At 50.9% G+C, this 15,368-nt stretch carries 12 protein-coding genes and 1 other annotated feature; all 12 genes read left to right on the top strand.

Going from position 1 to position 15,368, the window contains the following annotated elements; genetic code table 11:
* The first annotated feature begins 87 nt into the window (after positions 1 to 87).
* The 12 genes from clpX (at position 88) to KNO69_RS09370 (ending at position 15,337) form a co-directional block, all read left to right on the top strand.
* Positions 88 to 1,356: an ATP-dependent protease ATP-binding subunit ClpX gene (gene clpX, locus KNO69_RS09425; protein ID WP_015881113.1), complete on the top strand. Its 1,269-nt coding sequence runs from the start codon at positions 88 to 90 to the stop codon at positions 1,354 to 1,356.
* A 72-nt stretch (positions 1,357 to 1,428) separates the two neighbouring features.
* Positions 1,429 to 3,729 carry an endopeptidase La gene (gene lon / locus KNO69_RS09420; RefSeq protein ID WP_214687795.1) on the top strand — a complete coding sequence of 767 codons (2,301 nt, stop codon included), beginning with the start codon at positions 1,429 to 1,431 and terminating at the stop codon, positions 3,727 to 3,729.
* On the top strand, positions 3,730 to 4,323 hold the full coding sequence (gene yihA, locus KNO69_RS09415) for a ribosome biogenesis GTP-binding protein YihA/YsxC (protein ID WP_015881115.1): 594 nt from the start codon (positions 3,730 to 3,732) through the stop codon (positions 4,321 to 4,323).
* A gap of 110 nt (positions 4,324 to 4,433) precedes the next feature.
* Positions 4,434 to 5,603: an AI-2E family transporter gene (locus KNO69_RS09410; protein ID WP_214817525.1), complete on the top strand. Its 1,170-nt coding sequence runs from the start codon at positions 4,434 to 4,436 to the stop codon at positions 5,601 to 5,603.
* Between the two features lie 185 nt (positions 5,604 to 5,788).
* Positions 5,789 to 7,135 (top strand): glutamyl-tRNA reductase, encoded by a 1,347-nt coding sequence (gene hemA / locus KNO69_RS09405; protein WP_214817522.1) that lies wholly within the window; start codon positions 5,789 to 5,791, stop codon positions 7,133 to 7,135.
* A 52-nt stretch (positions 7,136 to 7,187) separates the two neighbouring features.
* Positions 7,188 to 8,105, top strand: a complete 918-nt coding sequence (gene hemC, locus KNO69_RS09400) for a hydroxymethylbilane synthase (protein WP_214817519.1) — start codon at positions 7,188 to 7,190, stop codon at positions 8,103 to 8,105.
* Positions 8,106 to 8,130: 25 nt separating this feature from the next.
* Positions 8,131 to 8,763 carry a uroporphyrinogen-III synthase gene (locus tag KNO69_RS09395; protein ID WP_214817516.1) on the top strand — a complete coding sequence of 211 codons (633 nt, stop codon included), beginning with the start codon at positions 8,131 to 8,133 and terminating at the stop codon, positions 8,761 to 8,763.
* Positions 8,760 to 9,740, top strand: coding sequence for a porphobilinogen synthase (hemB, locus tag KNO69_RS09390; protein WP_214817513.1), 981 nt, complete (start codon positions 8,760 to 8,762; stop codon positions 9,738 to 9,740). The genes KNO69_RS09395 and hemB overlap by 4 nt, the downstream gene beginning before the upstream one ends.
* The gene (gene hemL / locus KNO69_RS09385) at positions 9,737 to 11,041 is read left to right on the top strand and encodes a glutamate-1-semialdehyde 2,1-aminomutase (protein ID WP_031421390.1); all 1,305 of its coding nucleotides are present in this window, start codon (positions 9,737 to 9,739) and stop codon (positions 11,039 to 11,041) included. Before hemB ends, hemL begins: the two co-directional genes overlap by 4 nt.
* A gap of 47 nt (positions 11,042 to 11,088) precedes the next feature.
* Positions 11,089 to 11,310, top strand: a binding site (T-box leader).
* A gap of 59 nt (positions 11,311 to 11,369) precedes the next feature.
* Complete coding sequence (locus tag KNO69_RS09380) at positions 11,370 to 14,021, top strand: valine--tRNA ligase (protein WP_214817510.1); 2,652 nt, start codon at positions 11,370 to 11,372, stop codon at positions 14,019 to 14,021.
* A gap of 93 nt (positions 14,022 to 14,114) precedes the next feature.
* Positions 14,115 to 14,870: a hypothetical protein gene (locus KNO69_RS09375; protein ID WP_214817508.1), complete on the top strand. Its 756-nt coding sequence runs from the start codon at positions 14,115 to 14,117 to the stop codon at positions 14,868 to 14,870.
* Between the two features lie 119 nt (positions 14,871 to 14,989).
* Positions 14,990 to 15,337, top strand: a complete 348-nt coding sequence (locus KNO69_RS09370) for a short-chain dehydrogenase (protein WP_214817506.1) — start codon at positions 14,990 to 14,992, stop codon at positions 15,335 to 15,337.
* Positions 15,338 to 15,368 lie beyond the last annotated feature (31 nt).

Raw genomic sequence — 15,368 nt, 5'->3', positions numbered from 1 at the left:
TGTCTTTTCGCGGTGCATCGCACCAGAAAATTCAAATCGCGATTTATCGCACTTACATCCATTTTCACCACAGAAGGGGTGTATCGAATGTTCAAATTTAACGAGGAAAAGGGGCAACTCAAGTGCTCGTTTTGCGGAAAATCGCAAGAACAAGTTCGTAAGTTAGTCGCCGGTCCTGGCGTATACATTTGCGATGAATGTATCGAACTTTGCAATGAAATCGTTGAGGAAGAGCTCGGTGTAGAGGAAGAAGTCGAATTTAAAGACATTCCAAAACCACAAGAGATTCGTAACATCCTAGACGATTATGTCATTGGTCAAGACCGCGCCAAACGTGCGCTTTCAGTTGCTGTCTATAACCACTATAAACGTATCAACGCCGGTGGCCGTTCGGATGATGTCGAACTTGCGAAGTCGAACATCGTCATGATTGGACCAACGGGTAGCGGAAAAACGCTTCTCGCTCAGACGATGGCTCGCGTCTTGAACGTCCCATTCGCAATCGCGGATGCGACGAGCTTGACGGAAGCAGGTTACGTCGGGGAAGACGTTGAGAATATCTTGCTTAAATTGATTCAATCGGCTGACTATGATGTCGAGAAGGCTGAAAAAGGGATCATCTACATCGATGAGATCGATAAGATTGCCCGTAAGTCTGAAAACCCATCGATTACGCGTGACGTATCCGGTGAAGGCGTTCAGCAGGCGCTCCTTAAAATTCTTGAAGGCACGACAGCAAGCGTACCGCCACAAGGTGGACGGAAGCATCCGCATCAAGAATTTATCCAAATCGACACAACAAACATTCTCTTCATTGTCGGTGGCGCATTCGCCGGCATCGAATCGGTCGTCAAACGCCGAATCGGGAAGAAAGTCATCGGTTTCGGAAACGACCAAGAGAATCGCGAGTTGACGCAAGAGGACTTGCTCGCCCGCGCACTCCCTGAAGACCTTCAAAAATTCGGCTTGATTCCTGAGTTCATCGGACGTTTGCCAGTCATGGCGACGCTCACGACACTCGATGAGGAAGCGCTCGTTGAAATCTTGACGAAGCCGAAAAATGCTCTCGTCCGTCAGTACGAGAAAATGCTCGAGCTTGACGATGTCGAATTGACCTTCACAGACGAAGCATTGATCGAAATCGCCAAACTTGCGATCAAACGTAAGACTGGCGCGCGCGGTCTCCGCTCGATTATCGAAGAAATGATGCTCGATGTGATGTTCACTGTCCCATCGCGTGACGATATCGAGAAAGTCATCATCACGGATGAAACGATTACGGGTCTTGCCGGTCCGAAATACGTCCTTCGTGACGGTACTGTCGAACAGACAGGGGACAACAAAGAGACAGCATAATTCTTTAACGAAGAAGGCTCAAACACTCGGCACATCCGAGTTTTGAGCCTTTTTGCACAGGAGGCATTGTATATGGAAAAATTACCAATCCTTCCTTTGCGAGGAGTCGTCGTATATCCGCTCATCGGTGTGACCATCGATGTCGGACGCCCGTTATCCCTTCGGGCGCTCCTTGCCGCAAAGGAGCATGAAACAGATTTGATTGTCGTGACGCAGAAAGAAACAGGGAACGAGTCACCGGAACCGGAAGACTTATACACGGTTGGAACGCGTGTCCACATCGCGAAGATGAGTGAACTGTCGAACGAAACGATTCGGGTTCGGATCGTCGGGAAAGAGCGTGTCCGTGTCGACTCGATTGAATCGACAGATGAAGGATGGTTCGCCAACGTCGAACCACTTGAACTTGCTGAAGGAGAAGAGGTCGAACGTACGGCACTCGTCCGTCTGTTGAAAGAGCAGTTCGGAAAACTTGTCGCAAACATCAAGGGCATGTCGCCAGATGAGCGTCGTCGTTTCGAGATGTATGAGCGGCTTGAATCACTCACGGACTATATCACGTCAAAACTCGATGTCGACGTCGAGCTTCGCCAAGCGATGCTTGAAGAAGCAGATGCCGTCAAGCGAGGACTTGAACTGCTTGAAATCATCGCACATGAAGTCGAAGTGATTGAGCTCGAGCAAGAGATGCGCGAGCGGACGAAGAAGTCAATTGAGCAGTCACAGCGCGAGTACTACTTACGAGAACAAATGAAGACGATCCAACAAGAACTCGGTGACCAGACGCAAGAGTCAGAACCGAACCGCCTTCGTGAGAAGCTAGAGGCGCTCGACTTGCCAGAGACGACGCGGAAGAACGTCATGCGTGAAGCGGAACGATTGAACGTCGTGCCGCAGACGTCTCCGGAGTATGCGGTCATCCGTAACTACCTCGACTGGGTCACCTCTCTTCCGTGGGGCATTGAGACGGAAGACAAACTTGACGTGAAACATGCGGCAGACGTCCTCGACGATGACCATTACGGCTTAGAATCGGTAAAAGACCGTATCCTCGAGTATTTGGCTGTCCGCCAGTTGACGAACTCGCTTCGTGGACCAATCCTCTGTCTCGCCGGACCTCCAGGGGTCGGGAAGACGTCACTCGCCCGTTCGATCGCCTCGGCACTTGAACGTCACTTCGTTCGTGTCTCACTTGGTGGTGTGCGTGATGAGGCGGAAATCCGTGGGCACCGTCGTACGTATATCGGTGCGATGCCAGGACGGATCATCCGCGGATTGAAGCAAGCGGAAAGCAAAAATCCGGTCTTCTTGCTCGATGAGATCGACAAGATGGCTTCTGACTTCAGAGGGGACCCGGCGTCCGCGATGCTAGAAGTGCTCGACCCAGAACAAAACGTCTCCTTCTCGGACCACTACATCGAAGAACCGTTCGATTTGTCGAACGTTCTCTTTATCGCAACTGCGAATGATGTCTCACAAATCCCAGCACCGCTTCTTGACCGGATGGAATTGATTCAAATCGGTGGATACACGGAGCTTGAGAAAGTAGAGATCGCGAAGCGTCACTTGGTGCCGAAACAGTTGACAGAGCACGGATTGAAGAAGAGTCAGTTGACGATTAAAGAAGATGCGCTCTATGAAGTCGTACGTCGTTACACACGTGAAGCCGGCGTCCGGAACTTAGAACGCGTCATCGGATCACTCTGCCGGAAAGCCGCGAAACAAATCGCCATCGGGGAGAAGAAACGGGTCACGATTTCGAAAAAGGCGATCATCACGTATCTCGGGAAGCCGAAGTATCGCTACGGAAAAGGGGAGACCGAGGACTCCATCGGTGCGGTGACAGGCCTTGCCTACACGGCGTTTGGTGGCGACACGCTCACAATCGAAGTGGCGCTCGCTCCAGGGAAAGGCAAACTTCAGTTGACGGGTAAACTTGGTGATGTGATGCAGGAGTCGGCACAAACAGCATATAGCTATGTCCGTGCAAACGCAGAGCGGTTCGGGATTGACCCGACGTTCTATGAGCGACAAGACATTCACATTCACGTGCCAGAGGGTGCCGTGCCAAAAGACGGACCGTCGGCAGGAATCACGATTGCGACAGCCTTAATTTCCGCATTGACCGGGAAGAAAGTCCATCGTGATGTCGGGATGACAGGTGAGATCACACTCCGTGGACGTGTCTTGCCAATCGGCGGATTGAAAGAAAAAGCGCTCGCTGCTCATCGAGCCGGGTTGACGACCATCGTCATTCCGAAAGATAATGAGCGAGACATCGATGATATTCAAGAGACGGTTCGTGAGAAATTGACGTTCGTTCCCGTGACGACACTCGATGAAGTACTAGATGTAGCATTTGGAGGAAATTAAATGAAGATCAACAAAGCAGAGTTCGTGACGAGTGCCGTCGCGCCAGACCATTACCCGGTCCATGAATTGCCGGAAGTGGCACTGGCCGGGCGGTCGAACGTCGGGAAATCGTCGTTCATCAATAAGATTTGCCAACGGAAGGCGCTCGCACGGACGTCTTCGAAACCAGGGAAGACACAGACCCTCAACTTCTTCAACATCAATGATGAAATCATGTTCGTTGACGTTCCGGGATACGGATATGCGAAAGTCTCGAAGACGGAACGTGAGAAGTGGGGCGTCATGATGGAGCAGTACTTGACGAGCCAAGAGGCGCTTCGTGGCGTCGTCTTACTCGTCGATATCCGTCATGATCCTACGGGTGACGATGTGACGATGTACAATTTCTTGAAACATTATGAGATTCCGGTCATCGTTGTGGCAACGAAGCTCGATAAAATCAAGAAGAGTCAGCGTCAAAAACATGAGGCGGCGGTGAAACGTAAGCTTCAATTCGATCCATCTGACCGTTTTGTCGCCTTCTCGGCCGAGACGGCAGAAGGAAAAGACGAGGCATGGAAAGCGATTTACGCACTCATCACAGAAGGTGAATAAGGAGAAGGCGAAGGGATTCCTTCGCCTTTTTGTTTTTGTCAGCCCGCAAGCGGGTAATTATCGTATAATCATAGTTAGTACATAGTCATCATTGTAAACGAGGTGGAGAAATGCAACGCATGTTTGAAAACAAATGGTATCGCGCCCTCTTTTGGACGCTGACCATCTTTTTAGTCATTTGGGTCGGGACACAGATCTCATTCGTGTTTGAACCGATTCAAGTCATCTTGGCACTCGTCACGGTTCCACTCATTGTGGCCGGACTCTTCTTTTATTTCCTGGTCGGGATTGTCGACTTCTTAGAGAAACGCTTAAAAGGGAAGCGAACGTTAGCTGTAGCCATCACACTGATCGGACTCGTGCTTATTTTTACACTTGTCTTCAGTATTCTCGGACCGGTTTTAGGCGAACAAATCACGTCGCTCGTCAACGCTATGCCGAGTATCGCAAAAGAACTTCAGAAACAGGCGTTCGCTGTCCGTGACGCGTTGCTACAAAATGAGTTCTTTGCACGCTTCATGGCAGAAAATGACGAGATGTTCCGTAACTTGACGACGAACATCACGTCGTACTTAGGTGATCTGTTCGGAAATATCGCCTCGTCATTTGGGCAAGTCGTTGGTTTCGTGACGTCAGCGGTTATCACGATCGTTGTTATCCCGTTCATGCTTCTTTACATGTTACTCGATGGGAAACGTTTACCAGACGCTATCGTCAAACTCTTACCCTCGAGCTATGAGAAAGAGACGCGTCACATCTTGCATGACATGCACGAGACGGTGCGGAGTTACGTCAACGCTCAGTTGCTCGTCGCATTCTTCGTTGGAATCACGTCACTGATTGGTCTCTGGATCGTCGGTGTAGATTATGCCATCTTGCTCGCACTCTTCATGATGGTAACAAATATTATCCCTTACGTTGGACCGTTCCTAGGGGCTGCACCGGCAGTGGTCGTGGCATTCATTCAAGATCCAATCAAGGTATTATGGGTCATCGTTGTCATCATCGTCGTGCAACAGATTGAGTCGAACGTCATCTCGCCACTCATTCAAGGGAAGTCGTTAAAAGTACACCCGCTCACGATCATCATCGTCTTGCTCGTAGCCGGGAATTTGGCTGGTATCATCGGAATGCTCATCGCTGTACCGTTTTATGCGGTCGCCAAAACGGTTGTCCAGAATATCGTTCGCATCTATAAATTACGAGAACGAGAACATTATTTGGACAAAGAGGAACCTGAGAGTTCGATTATCACGGACCCGAACTCGCCAAATCTATAAGAAGAAAGGGTAGGAATGGAGTTTCGCCATTTCTACTTCTTTTTGTCACAAAAAGTTCTTATTTTATTTCAGGAAAATCAAACAGAAGATTATAGTTACCAGATAAGAACTGTTATAATGTACGGTAGAGATTGAAATAAAGAAGAGATAACCGTCGGTGGATTTTAGATGAGGGGAAGAGATACATGCATATTGTCGTCGTTGGACTAAATAACAAGACAGCCCCTGTCGCGATTCGGGAGCAGTTCTCGTTTGGGGAGCAAGAAATCGTGGATGCGATGATTGCACTTCGCGAAGAGAAGAGCATTTTCGAGTCGGTTATTTTGTCTACGTGTAACCGGACGGAGCTGTACGTCGTGACAGATCAACTCCATACTGGACGTTATTACACGAAACGTTTCTTGGCGAACTGGTTCAACTTAGAGATGGAGCAGTTCACACCATACTTGTCGATTCGAGAAGGGGAAGAGGCGATTCGCCACTTGTTCCGTGTCACGTCGGGCCTCGACTCGATGATCATCGGGGAAACACAGATTTTAGGTCAAGTGAAGACGAGTTTCTTCCGTGCCCAGGAGCATGGAACGACAGGAACGGTCTTCAACAAATTATTCAAAGAAGCGATTACACTCGCCAAGCGCGCCCATACGGACACGCAAATTGGGGAAATGTCTGTATCGGTCAGTTCGGCTGCCGTGACGCTCGCACAAGAGATGTATCAACAGCTTGAAGACAAACAAGTCGTCGTCGTCGGAGCCGGTGAGACGGGTGAATTGACGACACTCAACTTATTTGAAGCTGGTGCGAAACAAATCGCTGTCTTCAACCGGACGGAGAGCAAAGCAAAAGCTGTAGCGGATAAGTTCAAAGGCCGTGCCCATTCGATTCGTGAGATCGCATGTGGATTACTTGATGCAGATATTTTGATTAGTTCGACCGGGGCGAAGGATGCCGTCATTGGATACGACGATGTAGCGGCTGCACAGTTGCTGCGCCGCGAACGTCCGCTTCTTCTCATTGACATCGCTGTGCCACGAGATATCGATCCAGCGGTCGCGACACTTCCGGGTGTGCATTTGTTCGATGTCGATGATTTGAATGGAATCGTAAACAAAAATCTTGAAGCGCGTCTCGTCGAGGCTGAAAAGATTGAAATGAAAATCGATGAAGCGATTCAAGAGTTCCAAACATGGCTCATCACGCTTGGTGTCGTGCCAATCATGAACGAGTTGCGTGCTCGTGCCCTTGATATTCAAGAAGATACGATGACGAGTCTTGAGCGTAAGCTCGACCATTTGTCAGCACGAGACAAGAAAGTCATCGGGAAGCACATGAAGTCGATCATCAATCAAATGCTTCGTGACCCGATTGACTACATTAAAGATGCAGCGGCTCAACCGGACGCGAACGTTCGAATCGCTCAATTCATCGAGACGTTCGGACTTGATGTCGAGTTGCCGGAACAACCTGTAGACGAAGTGGAAGAAACAGATGCCACTTCTGCCAAAGCACCACTTCGCGCATTGATGCGCTAACAAGACAAAAAGGCGACGCGTGTCGCCTTTTTCTATGAAGGAGAGATTGAACATGCGGAAAATCATTGTCGGTTCACGCCGTTCCCAACTCGCCATGACTCAAACAAAATGGGTCATCGAGCAGTTGAAGCAAGCTGGAGCAAAGAACGAGTTCGAGATTAAAGAAATCGTGACGAAAGGTGACCAAATCGTCGACGTGCAATTGTCGAAAGTCGGTGGGAAAGGGTTGTTCGTCAAAGAGATTCAACAACAGATGCTCGATGGGGACATCGATTTCGCCGTACACAGCATGAAAGACGTTCCGGCCGAACTACCAGAAGAACTCTATATTAGCTGTATGCCGAAACGTGTCGATGCGCGTGACGTCCTCATCTGTGAGAACGGCTACACGTTCGAGACGCTTCCAAAAGGTTCGATTGTCGGAACGAGCTCACTCCGTCGTGGTGCTCAAATCTTGGCAGCCCGTCCTGACCTTGAGATTCAATGGATTCGTGGAAACATCGACACGCGTCTGAAGAAGTTAGACGCCGAGAACTACAATGCCATCTTGCTCGCGAAAGCCGGACTTGAACGGATGGGGTGGACAGATCGTGTCGACTTCGAAGCGCTTGACCCGGACGTCATGGTACCTGCTGTCGGACAAGGCGTACTCGCCATCGAGAGCCGCAAGGACGACGCAGAAGTGACGGCAGTGCTTCAATTGTTGCATGATGAAGTGACAGCGAAAGCGGCTACAGCGGAGCGTACTTTCTTAAAAGCGATTGAAGGAAGTTGTCACGTACCGGTCGGCGGTTATGCGACGGTCGACGGTGACGATGTGACACTCACAGGTCTCATCGCGACAGTGGACGGGAAAGAAGTGCTCCGTGTGACGAAGACGTCAACGGACGGAATCGCACTCGGAATGGACGTAGCAGAAGAATTGCTCGGTCGTGGCGGGCGTGAAATCCTCGCCTCGGTCAATGAGTGACGTTTGGTACACGGGAACGAAACGAATGACCGCTTCGCAACGGGCACGGCTCGAGGCGAGCGGTCTTTCCGTTCATCATGTCCCGCTCATTCAGACGAGAGAGACGCATACACCGCCACCCGTGGAACGATTCGATTGGCTCGTCGTCACGAGTCAAAACGCGGTGCAAGCCCTTCGGAATCTGACGCGTGACGTCAAGGTCGCCGCTGTCGGGGAGAAGACGAAGCGGGCGCTTGAAGCGGAGGGCTTTACCGTCTCGCTCATGCCGGAGACGTATACGGGTGAGGCGCTTTTTGAGCAGTTATCTGACGTTGTTTCGACCGATGATGTCGTCTTGTTTGCACGTGGCAATTTGGCGAACACGTCCCATATGTCGATGCTGCCTTGCGTGTATGACTGGGTCGTCTATGAGACGATTCCAATCCGATTGACCTCGGACCAACAACAACAACTCGAGACGGTGAAGGCGTTACTCGTCTTGAGTCCGTCGGCCGTCGATGCGCTCACACCATACTTGTCCCACTTCAACGGGACGTGGTACGCCATTGGCGAAGTGACCGAACGCGCTGTCCGACAAGTGTCGACGTTACCGGTACGAGTGCCAGAATGTTATACTATGGATGCATTAATACAGTGTGTAGGGGAGGATTTTTCATGAACCAGTTTGACCGTCACCGTCGTCTTCGCTCATCGAAGTCGATGCGTGCCCTCGTACGTGAAAATCATGTTCGAAAAGAAGATTTGATTTACCCGCTCTTCATCATTGAAGGGACTAACATTAAACGTGAAGTCAGCTCGATGCCTGGCGTCTTCAATTATTCACTTGACCGACTCGAAGAAGAGATTAAAGAAATCGTCGACCTCGGTCTCCAATCTGTGCTCTTGTTCGGTGTGCCGGAACATAAAGACCCAGAAGGCAGTGAAGCGTATCATGACCACGGCATCGTCCAAGAAGCGATTCGTAAAGTGAAAGAGTGGGCGCCACAGCTCACGGTCATCGCCGATACGTGCCTTTGTGAGTACACGTCGACAGGTCATTGTGGTCTCGTGAAAGATGGGGACGTCGATAACGACGCATCACTTCCACTTCACGTCCAGACAGCCATTACGCAAGCAAAAGCGGGTGCCGATATCATCGCACCGAGCTCGATGATGGACGGATTCGTCACAGCTATCCGCGAAGGTCTCGACCAGAACGGATTTAGCCACATTCCAATCATGAGCTACGGTGTCAAATATGCATCAGCCTATTACGGACCGTTCCGTGACGCAGCCCAATCGGCTCCAGGTGAAGGCGACCGTAAAGGGTATCAGATGGACCCAGCGAACCGTCGTGAGGCGTTCCGTGAGTCACAATCGGACGTGGAACAAGGTGCCGACTTCATGATCGTCAAACCGGCTCTCGCGTTCATGGACATCATCCGTGACATGCGCGACTCACTCGATATGCCGATTGTGGCATATAACGTGAGCGGAGAGTATGCGATGATCAAAGCCGCGTCACTCAACGACTGGGTCGACGAAGAACGCATCGTCATGGAGACAATGGTCGGATTCAAACGTGCCGGTGCCGATCTCATCGTCACGTATTTCGCAAAAGACGTCTGTCGCTATTTGGAAGGAGACTACGCATGACATACAATCAAACGCGCTCACAAGAAGCGTTCGAACAAGCCCGTCCTCTAATGCCAGGCGGTGTCAACAGCCCGGTCCGTGCCTACAAATCGGTCGGGATGACGCCAATCTTCGCCGAACGCGGTGAAGGCTCACGCGTCTATGACATCGACGGCAACGAATATATCGATTACGTCCTCTCATGGGGACCACTCATCCTCGGTCACCGCGACCCGGTCGTCACGAAAGCGATCCAAGAACAAGCTGAAAAAGGCTGGACGTTCGGGACACCGACCGAGCTTGAGACGAAGATGGCAGAACTCGTCATCGATCGTGTCCCATCGATCGAGATGGTCCGTATGGTCAACTCAGGAACGGAAGCGACGATGGCGGCACTTCGCCTCGCACGCGGCTACACAGGGAAGACGAAGATTTTGAAGTTCGAAGGATGCTACCACGGACACGGGGACTCGCTTCTCATCAAAGCCGGGTCTGGTGTCGCGACGCTCGGTCTCCCGGACTCTCCAGGCGTACCGAAAGAACTCGCAAGCCATACGCTCACGGTTCCGTACAATGACTTGGACGCAGTCCGCGTCGCCTTTGAGAAATACGGAGACGACCTCGCTGGTGTCATCGTCGAACCGGCCGCAGGAAACATGGGCTTCGTGCCACCACAACCAGGATTCCTCGAAGGACTCCGCGAGATCACGGAACAAAACGGCGCGCTTCTCATCTTTGATGAGGTCATGACGGGCTTCCGTGTCGGGTACAACTGTGCACAAGGGTACTTCGGTGTCACACCGGACCTCACATGTCTCGGTAAGGTCATCGGCGGCGGACTTCCGGTCGGCGCTTACGGTGGGAAACGTGAAATCATGGAACAGATTGCACCACAAGGTCCAATCTATCAAGCTGGGACGCTCTCGGGTAACCCACTTGCGATGATTGCCGGTTACACGACACTCTCGCAACTCAAACCGGAGCACTACGCCGAGTTCGAGCGTAAAGCAGACCGTCTCGCGGAAGGCTTCACGCAAGCAGGCGAGAAATACAACATCCCACACGACACGAACCGCGCTGGCTCGATGTTCGGTTTCTTCTTCACGAACGAGAAAGTGACGAACTTCGAGAAAGCGAAGTCGGCAAACCTCGAGATGTTCCGTTCGTACTATCAGAAGATGGCGGCGCGCGGCGTCTTCTTGCCACCGTCACAGTTCGAAGGATTGTTCCTATCGACGGCTCATACGGACGAGGATATCGAGAAGACGATCGCAGCGGTCGAGGCGACGTTCAAGGAGCTTCAAGAAGAGTTTTCACTCTAATCTTGACTGCTGACGTTTCTGTCGCTACAATTATTTAACAGATACGATGAAAAGCATTGATGAGGAGTAGTACGCATCCTCCATTCCTTTTAGAGACGCGACCGCTTGGTGAAAGGTTGCGAGGGATGGACGCGGAAGTCGCCTCGGAGCTGACTTTCTGAATGGAGTAGGAAAGTTCGGTCCATCGACCGTTATTCGATTTTGAGTGCGCCACTTTTTGGCGAACTAAGGTGGTACCGCGGAAGATCACGGCTTCTTTCGTCCTTAGCGTATAGGACGAGAGAAGCCGTTTTTGTGTTCACCAATAAACATAGAGGAGGCGCTACACATGGCCCATGAGACAAATGAAATCACCATGCCGACGAAGTACGACCCAAGTGCGACGGAGTCAAAATGGTACGACTACTGGTTAGAGAACGATGTATTTAAAGCAGACGAGGACGATTCGAAACAACCGTACACGATTGTCATCCCACCACCGAACGTTACCGGGAAACTTCACCTCGGTCACGCCTGGGACACGACGCTCCAAGATTTGTTGACACGCCTCAAGCGTATGCAAGGCTATGACGTGCTTTGGCTCCCAGGGATGGACCACGCCGGGATTGCGACACAAGCGAAAGTCGAGCAAAAGCTCCGTGAAGAAGGCGTCATGCGTTACGACCTCGGACGTGAGAAGTTCCTCGAAAAGACGTGGGAATGGAAAGACGAGTATGCGAAGACGATTCGCGACCAATGGTCAAAACTTGGTCTCGGTCTCGACTACTCGCGTGAACGCTTCACACTCGACGAAGGGCTCTCAAAAGCCGTTCAAGAAGTATTCGTCCGTCTTTATGAAAAAGGCTTGATCTATCGTGGCGAATATATCGTCAACTGGGACCCGGCTCAAAAGACGGCCGTTTCAGATATCGAGGTCATTTATCAAGAAGTCGAGGGTGCATTCTATCACATGAAATACCCACTCGCTGACGGTTCAGGTCATATCGAAATCGCAACGACACGTCCCGAAACGATGCTCGGTGATACGGCGGTTGCCGTCAACCCGAAAGATGAGCGTTACACACACCTCATCGGCAAGACGATCATGCTTCCAGTCATGAACCGTGAAATCCCGATCGTTGCCGACGACTATGTCGACATGGAGTTCGGTACAGGTTGCGTGAAGATCACGCCAGCACACGACCCGAACGACTTTGAAATCGGAAACCGCCACGAGCTTCCACGCATCCTCGTCATGGATGAAGGCGGGAAGATGAACGAGAATGCTGGTAAGTACGAAGGGCTCGACCGCTTCGAATGCCGCAAGCAACTCGTCAAAGACCTTGAGGAGGACGGCACACTCGTGAAGATTGAGCCGCACACGCACTCGGTCGGTCATTCGGAACGTTCTGGCGCGGTCATCGAACCATATCTTTCGAAACAATGGTTTGTTGATATGGAGCCACTCTCGAAAGCAGCACTTGAAGCACAAGGGAACGACGATACGAAAGTCAACTTCGTCCCAGAACGCTTCGAAGGCACATACCTCCGTTGGATGGAGAACATCCGCGACTGGTGTATCAGCCGCCAACTTTGGTGGGGCCACCGCATCCCGGCTTGGTACCATAACGAGACAGGTGAAGTATATGTAGGGAAAGAGGCGCCAGCGGACAGTGAGAACTGGACACAAGACGAAGACGTTCTTGACACATGGTTCTCGTCAGCACTCTGGCCGTTCTCAACGATGGGCTGGCCGGATACGGACGCACCGGACTTCAACCGTTACTTCCCGACGAGCGCGCTCGTCACGGGATACGACATCATCTTCTTCTGGGTATCACGGATGATCTTCCAATCACTCGAGTTCACAGGGAAGCAACCGTTCAACGATGTCCTCATCCACGGTCTCATCCGTGACTCGGAAGGACGCAAGATGTCGAAATCTCTCGGTAACGGCGTTGACCCGATGGAAGTCATCGACCAATACGGAGCGGATTCACTCCGTTGGTTCCTCCTCACAGGTTCGACACCAGGGAACGACCTTCGTTTCTATTGGGAGAAGATCGAATCGACATGGAACTTTGCGAACAAGATTTGGAACGCAAGTCGTTTCGCGCTCATGAACATGGATGGGCTTAAAGTCGAAGACATCGACCTCACGGGCGAGAAGACGCTTGCTGACAAGTGGATCTTGACACGCTTGAACGACACGATCGACCAAGTGACACGCCTCGTCGACAAGTACGAGTTCGGTGAAGCCGGTCGTTACTTGTACAACTTCATCTGGGAAGAGTTCTGTAACTGGTACATCGAGATGGCGAAACTCACGCTTTACGGTGAGGACGAAGCAGCGAAGCACACGACCCGCTCGGTCCTCGCGCATACGCTCGATTCGATCATGCGTCTCATGCATCCGTTCATGCCGTTCCTTACAGAGGAAATTTGGCAGCACTTGCCGCACGAAGGCGATTCAATCGTTCGTGCAAGCTATCCGACGCGTCGTGACGACCTTCACTTCGCCGATTCGGTTCCAGCGTTTGAAGCTGTGATGAACGTCATCCGCTCGGTTCGTAACATCCGTGCCGAAGTGAACGCACCGATGTCGAAACCAATCCAGCTCTTCATTTCGACGAGCGATGATGCGACACAAGGTTACTTGAGCGCGAATGAAATGACAATTGGCAAGTTCACGAATGCGACAGAGCTTGAAATCGGACGTGGTCTCACGGCCCCGGACAAGTCGATGTCCGCGATCATGACGGGAGCAGAGCTCTTCATCCCACTCGCAGACCTCATCAACTTCGAAGAAGAAATCGCCCGTCTTGAAAAAGAAGTGGCGAAGTATGAAAAAGAAGTCGAGCGCGTGCAGAAGAAACTCGGAAACCAAGGATTCATCGCCAAGGCACCGGCTCACGTCATCGACGAAGAGAAAGCAAAAGAAAAAGACTACCTCGACAAGCGTGACGCGGTCCGCGCCCGTTTGGAAGAGTTGCGTAAGTAAGACACACCTTCTTCAGAGATTGATTCTCTGAAGAAGGTTTTTTTTGTGTTTTAATAGAATTTGGAGAGATAGACGTAGAAAAGGGGATATGAGATGAGACGAATCGGAATAGTATGTGTTCTTGTATTGGGGCTGGCTGGATGTACACCGTCAGAAGAGACGAAGGCTGTGGAGAAGGCGGGTGTGGAAGAGGTAGAACAGGAGGGAGTGATCGATGAATCGCAATTCCCCGACGTAGACGTGACGGGGACGACGATTGCCGAAGTACAACCAGGCACGGAACGGGTCTCAGACGCGGTCGTGGAACAAATCACCCTTCAATATGAAGATGGCTCGACAAGACACTTGTCGAAGGATCACATTATAACGGAGACGATGGTCGGGGGGATCGGTTTAGTTGCGATGACCGTCCCTGACCGTGAGAACCCGTTTGGCGTATTCATTCATGATGAAAGAAATGGATGGGCGCAGCGTGGCATGCAACGTTTTGGGATTCCGGAGACATCATCAGCGTTCGCTCACGGATTAGATCTTCCTAATAAAGAGATGGAGGCCATCAGCGCTGATTACTCAGGTAGCGATTGGCCGGTGAAGCTTTGGACGTTATATGATGAGACACGCCTCATCAGTATCATTGCGACGGATTCTTTCACTGAAGTAGAAGGGGAGATGTCGGAACAGCCAGAACCGTATGTATTGGAGCAATCATACGGGAACGGTTTATACTATTTAACCCAAGGCAAACTGATTATCGTGACAGGAAATATCTCGGAAGAAGAGTTGTTGGCACTCGCTGATTCGTTACCGGAGCCTTCATCTGTGTCGTTTCCGTTTCATGATCCGGAGTAAGGATGAACACGCACACTTATAGAATCGATGAAAAGGAGTGGACATGTTGCTCAATCGAAAGGGAGCGAAAGGAAAGGACGTAGTTCATTTTGGTATATAAAGATATCAGGGGGAGTATTGTGTCTTATCATCACGAATTTGGAATAATCGATTCCATTCATGGGGAAGAGCTTCATGTGGAGTATATGCCGGAAAGATACGGGTGTGTTGCGGTGGATGGAGAAGAAGTGGAGCACTGGATTGAACAGTTAAATGACATGCGTACATTCTTTCACTCCTATCATTGTCCTGGCCATGGATTGGATGAGTGCGGCATTACGTTGATTCCACATGCGTCTTTATCATTCTTTATTGAAGTCGTGTTAAACAGAATGAACAATCAGGCTACTTCGGAATTGGGGCAGCTGATTTTAAAAATCATCGAAGCGCGAGATGAAGGGAAAGATATGATTCATTTTGGGCTTTGAATAAAATGTAAGAAAGACAATCCCTCGAACA

Origin of the sequence: Exiguobacterium sp. s131 (assembly GCF_018617345.1) — a bacterium.
GTDB classification, from domain to species: domain Bacteria; phylum Bacillota; class Bacilli; order Exiguobacteriales; family Exiguobacteriaceae; genus Exiguobacterium; species Exiguobacterium profundum.
Note: the sequence above shows the minus strand (reverse complement) of the source record. Positions and strands in the feature narration are given on the sequence as shown.

Bases quoted from the DNA above. Each gene is read 5' to 3' on its own strand.
- KNO69_RS09375 (WP_214817508.1), top strand. From the start codon at position 14,115: ATGAGACGAATCGGAATAGTATGTGTTCTTGTATTGGGGCTGGCTGGA.
- KNO69_RS09395 (WP_214817516.1), top strand. From the start codon at position 8,131: ATGACCGCTTCGCAACGGGCACGGCTCGAGGCGAGCGGTCTTTCCGTT.
- yihA (WP_015881115.1), top strand. From the start codon at position 3,730: ATGAAGATCAACAAAGCAGAGTTCGTGACGAGTGCCGTCGCGCCAGAC.
- hemA (WP_214817522.1), top strand. From the start codon at position 5,789: ATGCATATTGTCGTCGTTGGACTAAATAACAAGACAGCCCCTGTCGCG.
- KNO69_RS09410 (WP_214817525.1), top strand. From the start codon at position 4,434: ATGCAACGCATGTTTGAAAACAAATGGTATCGCGCCCTCTTTTGGACG.
- hemC (WP_214817519.1), top strand. From the start codon at position 7,188: ATGCGGAAAATCATTGTCGGTTCACGCCGTTCCCAACTCGCCATGACT.
- clpX (WP_015881113.1), top strand. From the start codon at position 88: ATGTTCAAATTTAACGAGGAAAAGGGGCAACTCAAGTGCTCGTTTTGC.
- hemL (WP_031421390.1), top strand. From the start codon at position 9,737: ATGACATACAATCAAACGCGCTCACAAGAAGCGTTCGAACAAGCCCGT.
- hemB (WP_214817513.1), top strand. From the start codon at position 8,760: ATGAACCAGTTTGACCGTCACCGTCGTCTTCGCTCATCGAAGTCGATG.
- lon (WP_214687795.1), top strand. From the start codon at position 1,429: ATGGAAAAATTACCAATCCTTCCTTTGCGAGGAGTCGTCGTATATCCG.
- KNO69_RS09380 (WP_214817510.1), top strand. From the start codon at position 11,370: ATGGCCCATGAGACAAATGAAATCACCATGCCGACGAAGTACGACCCA.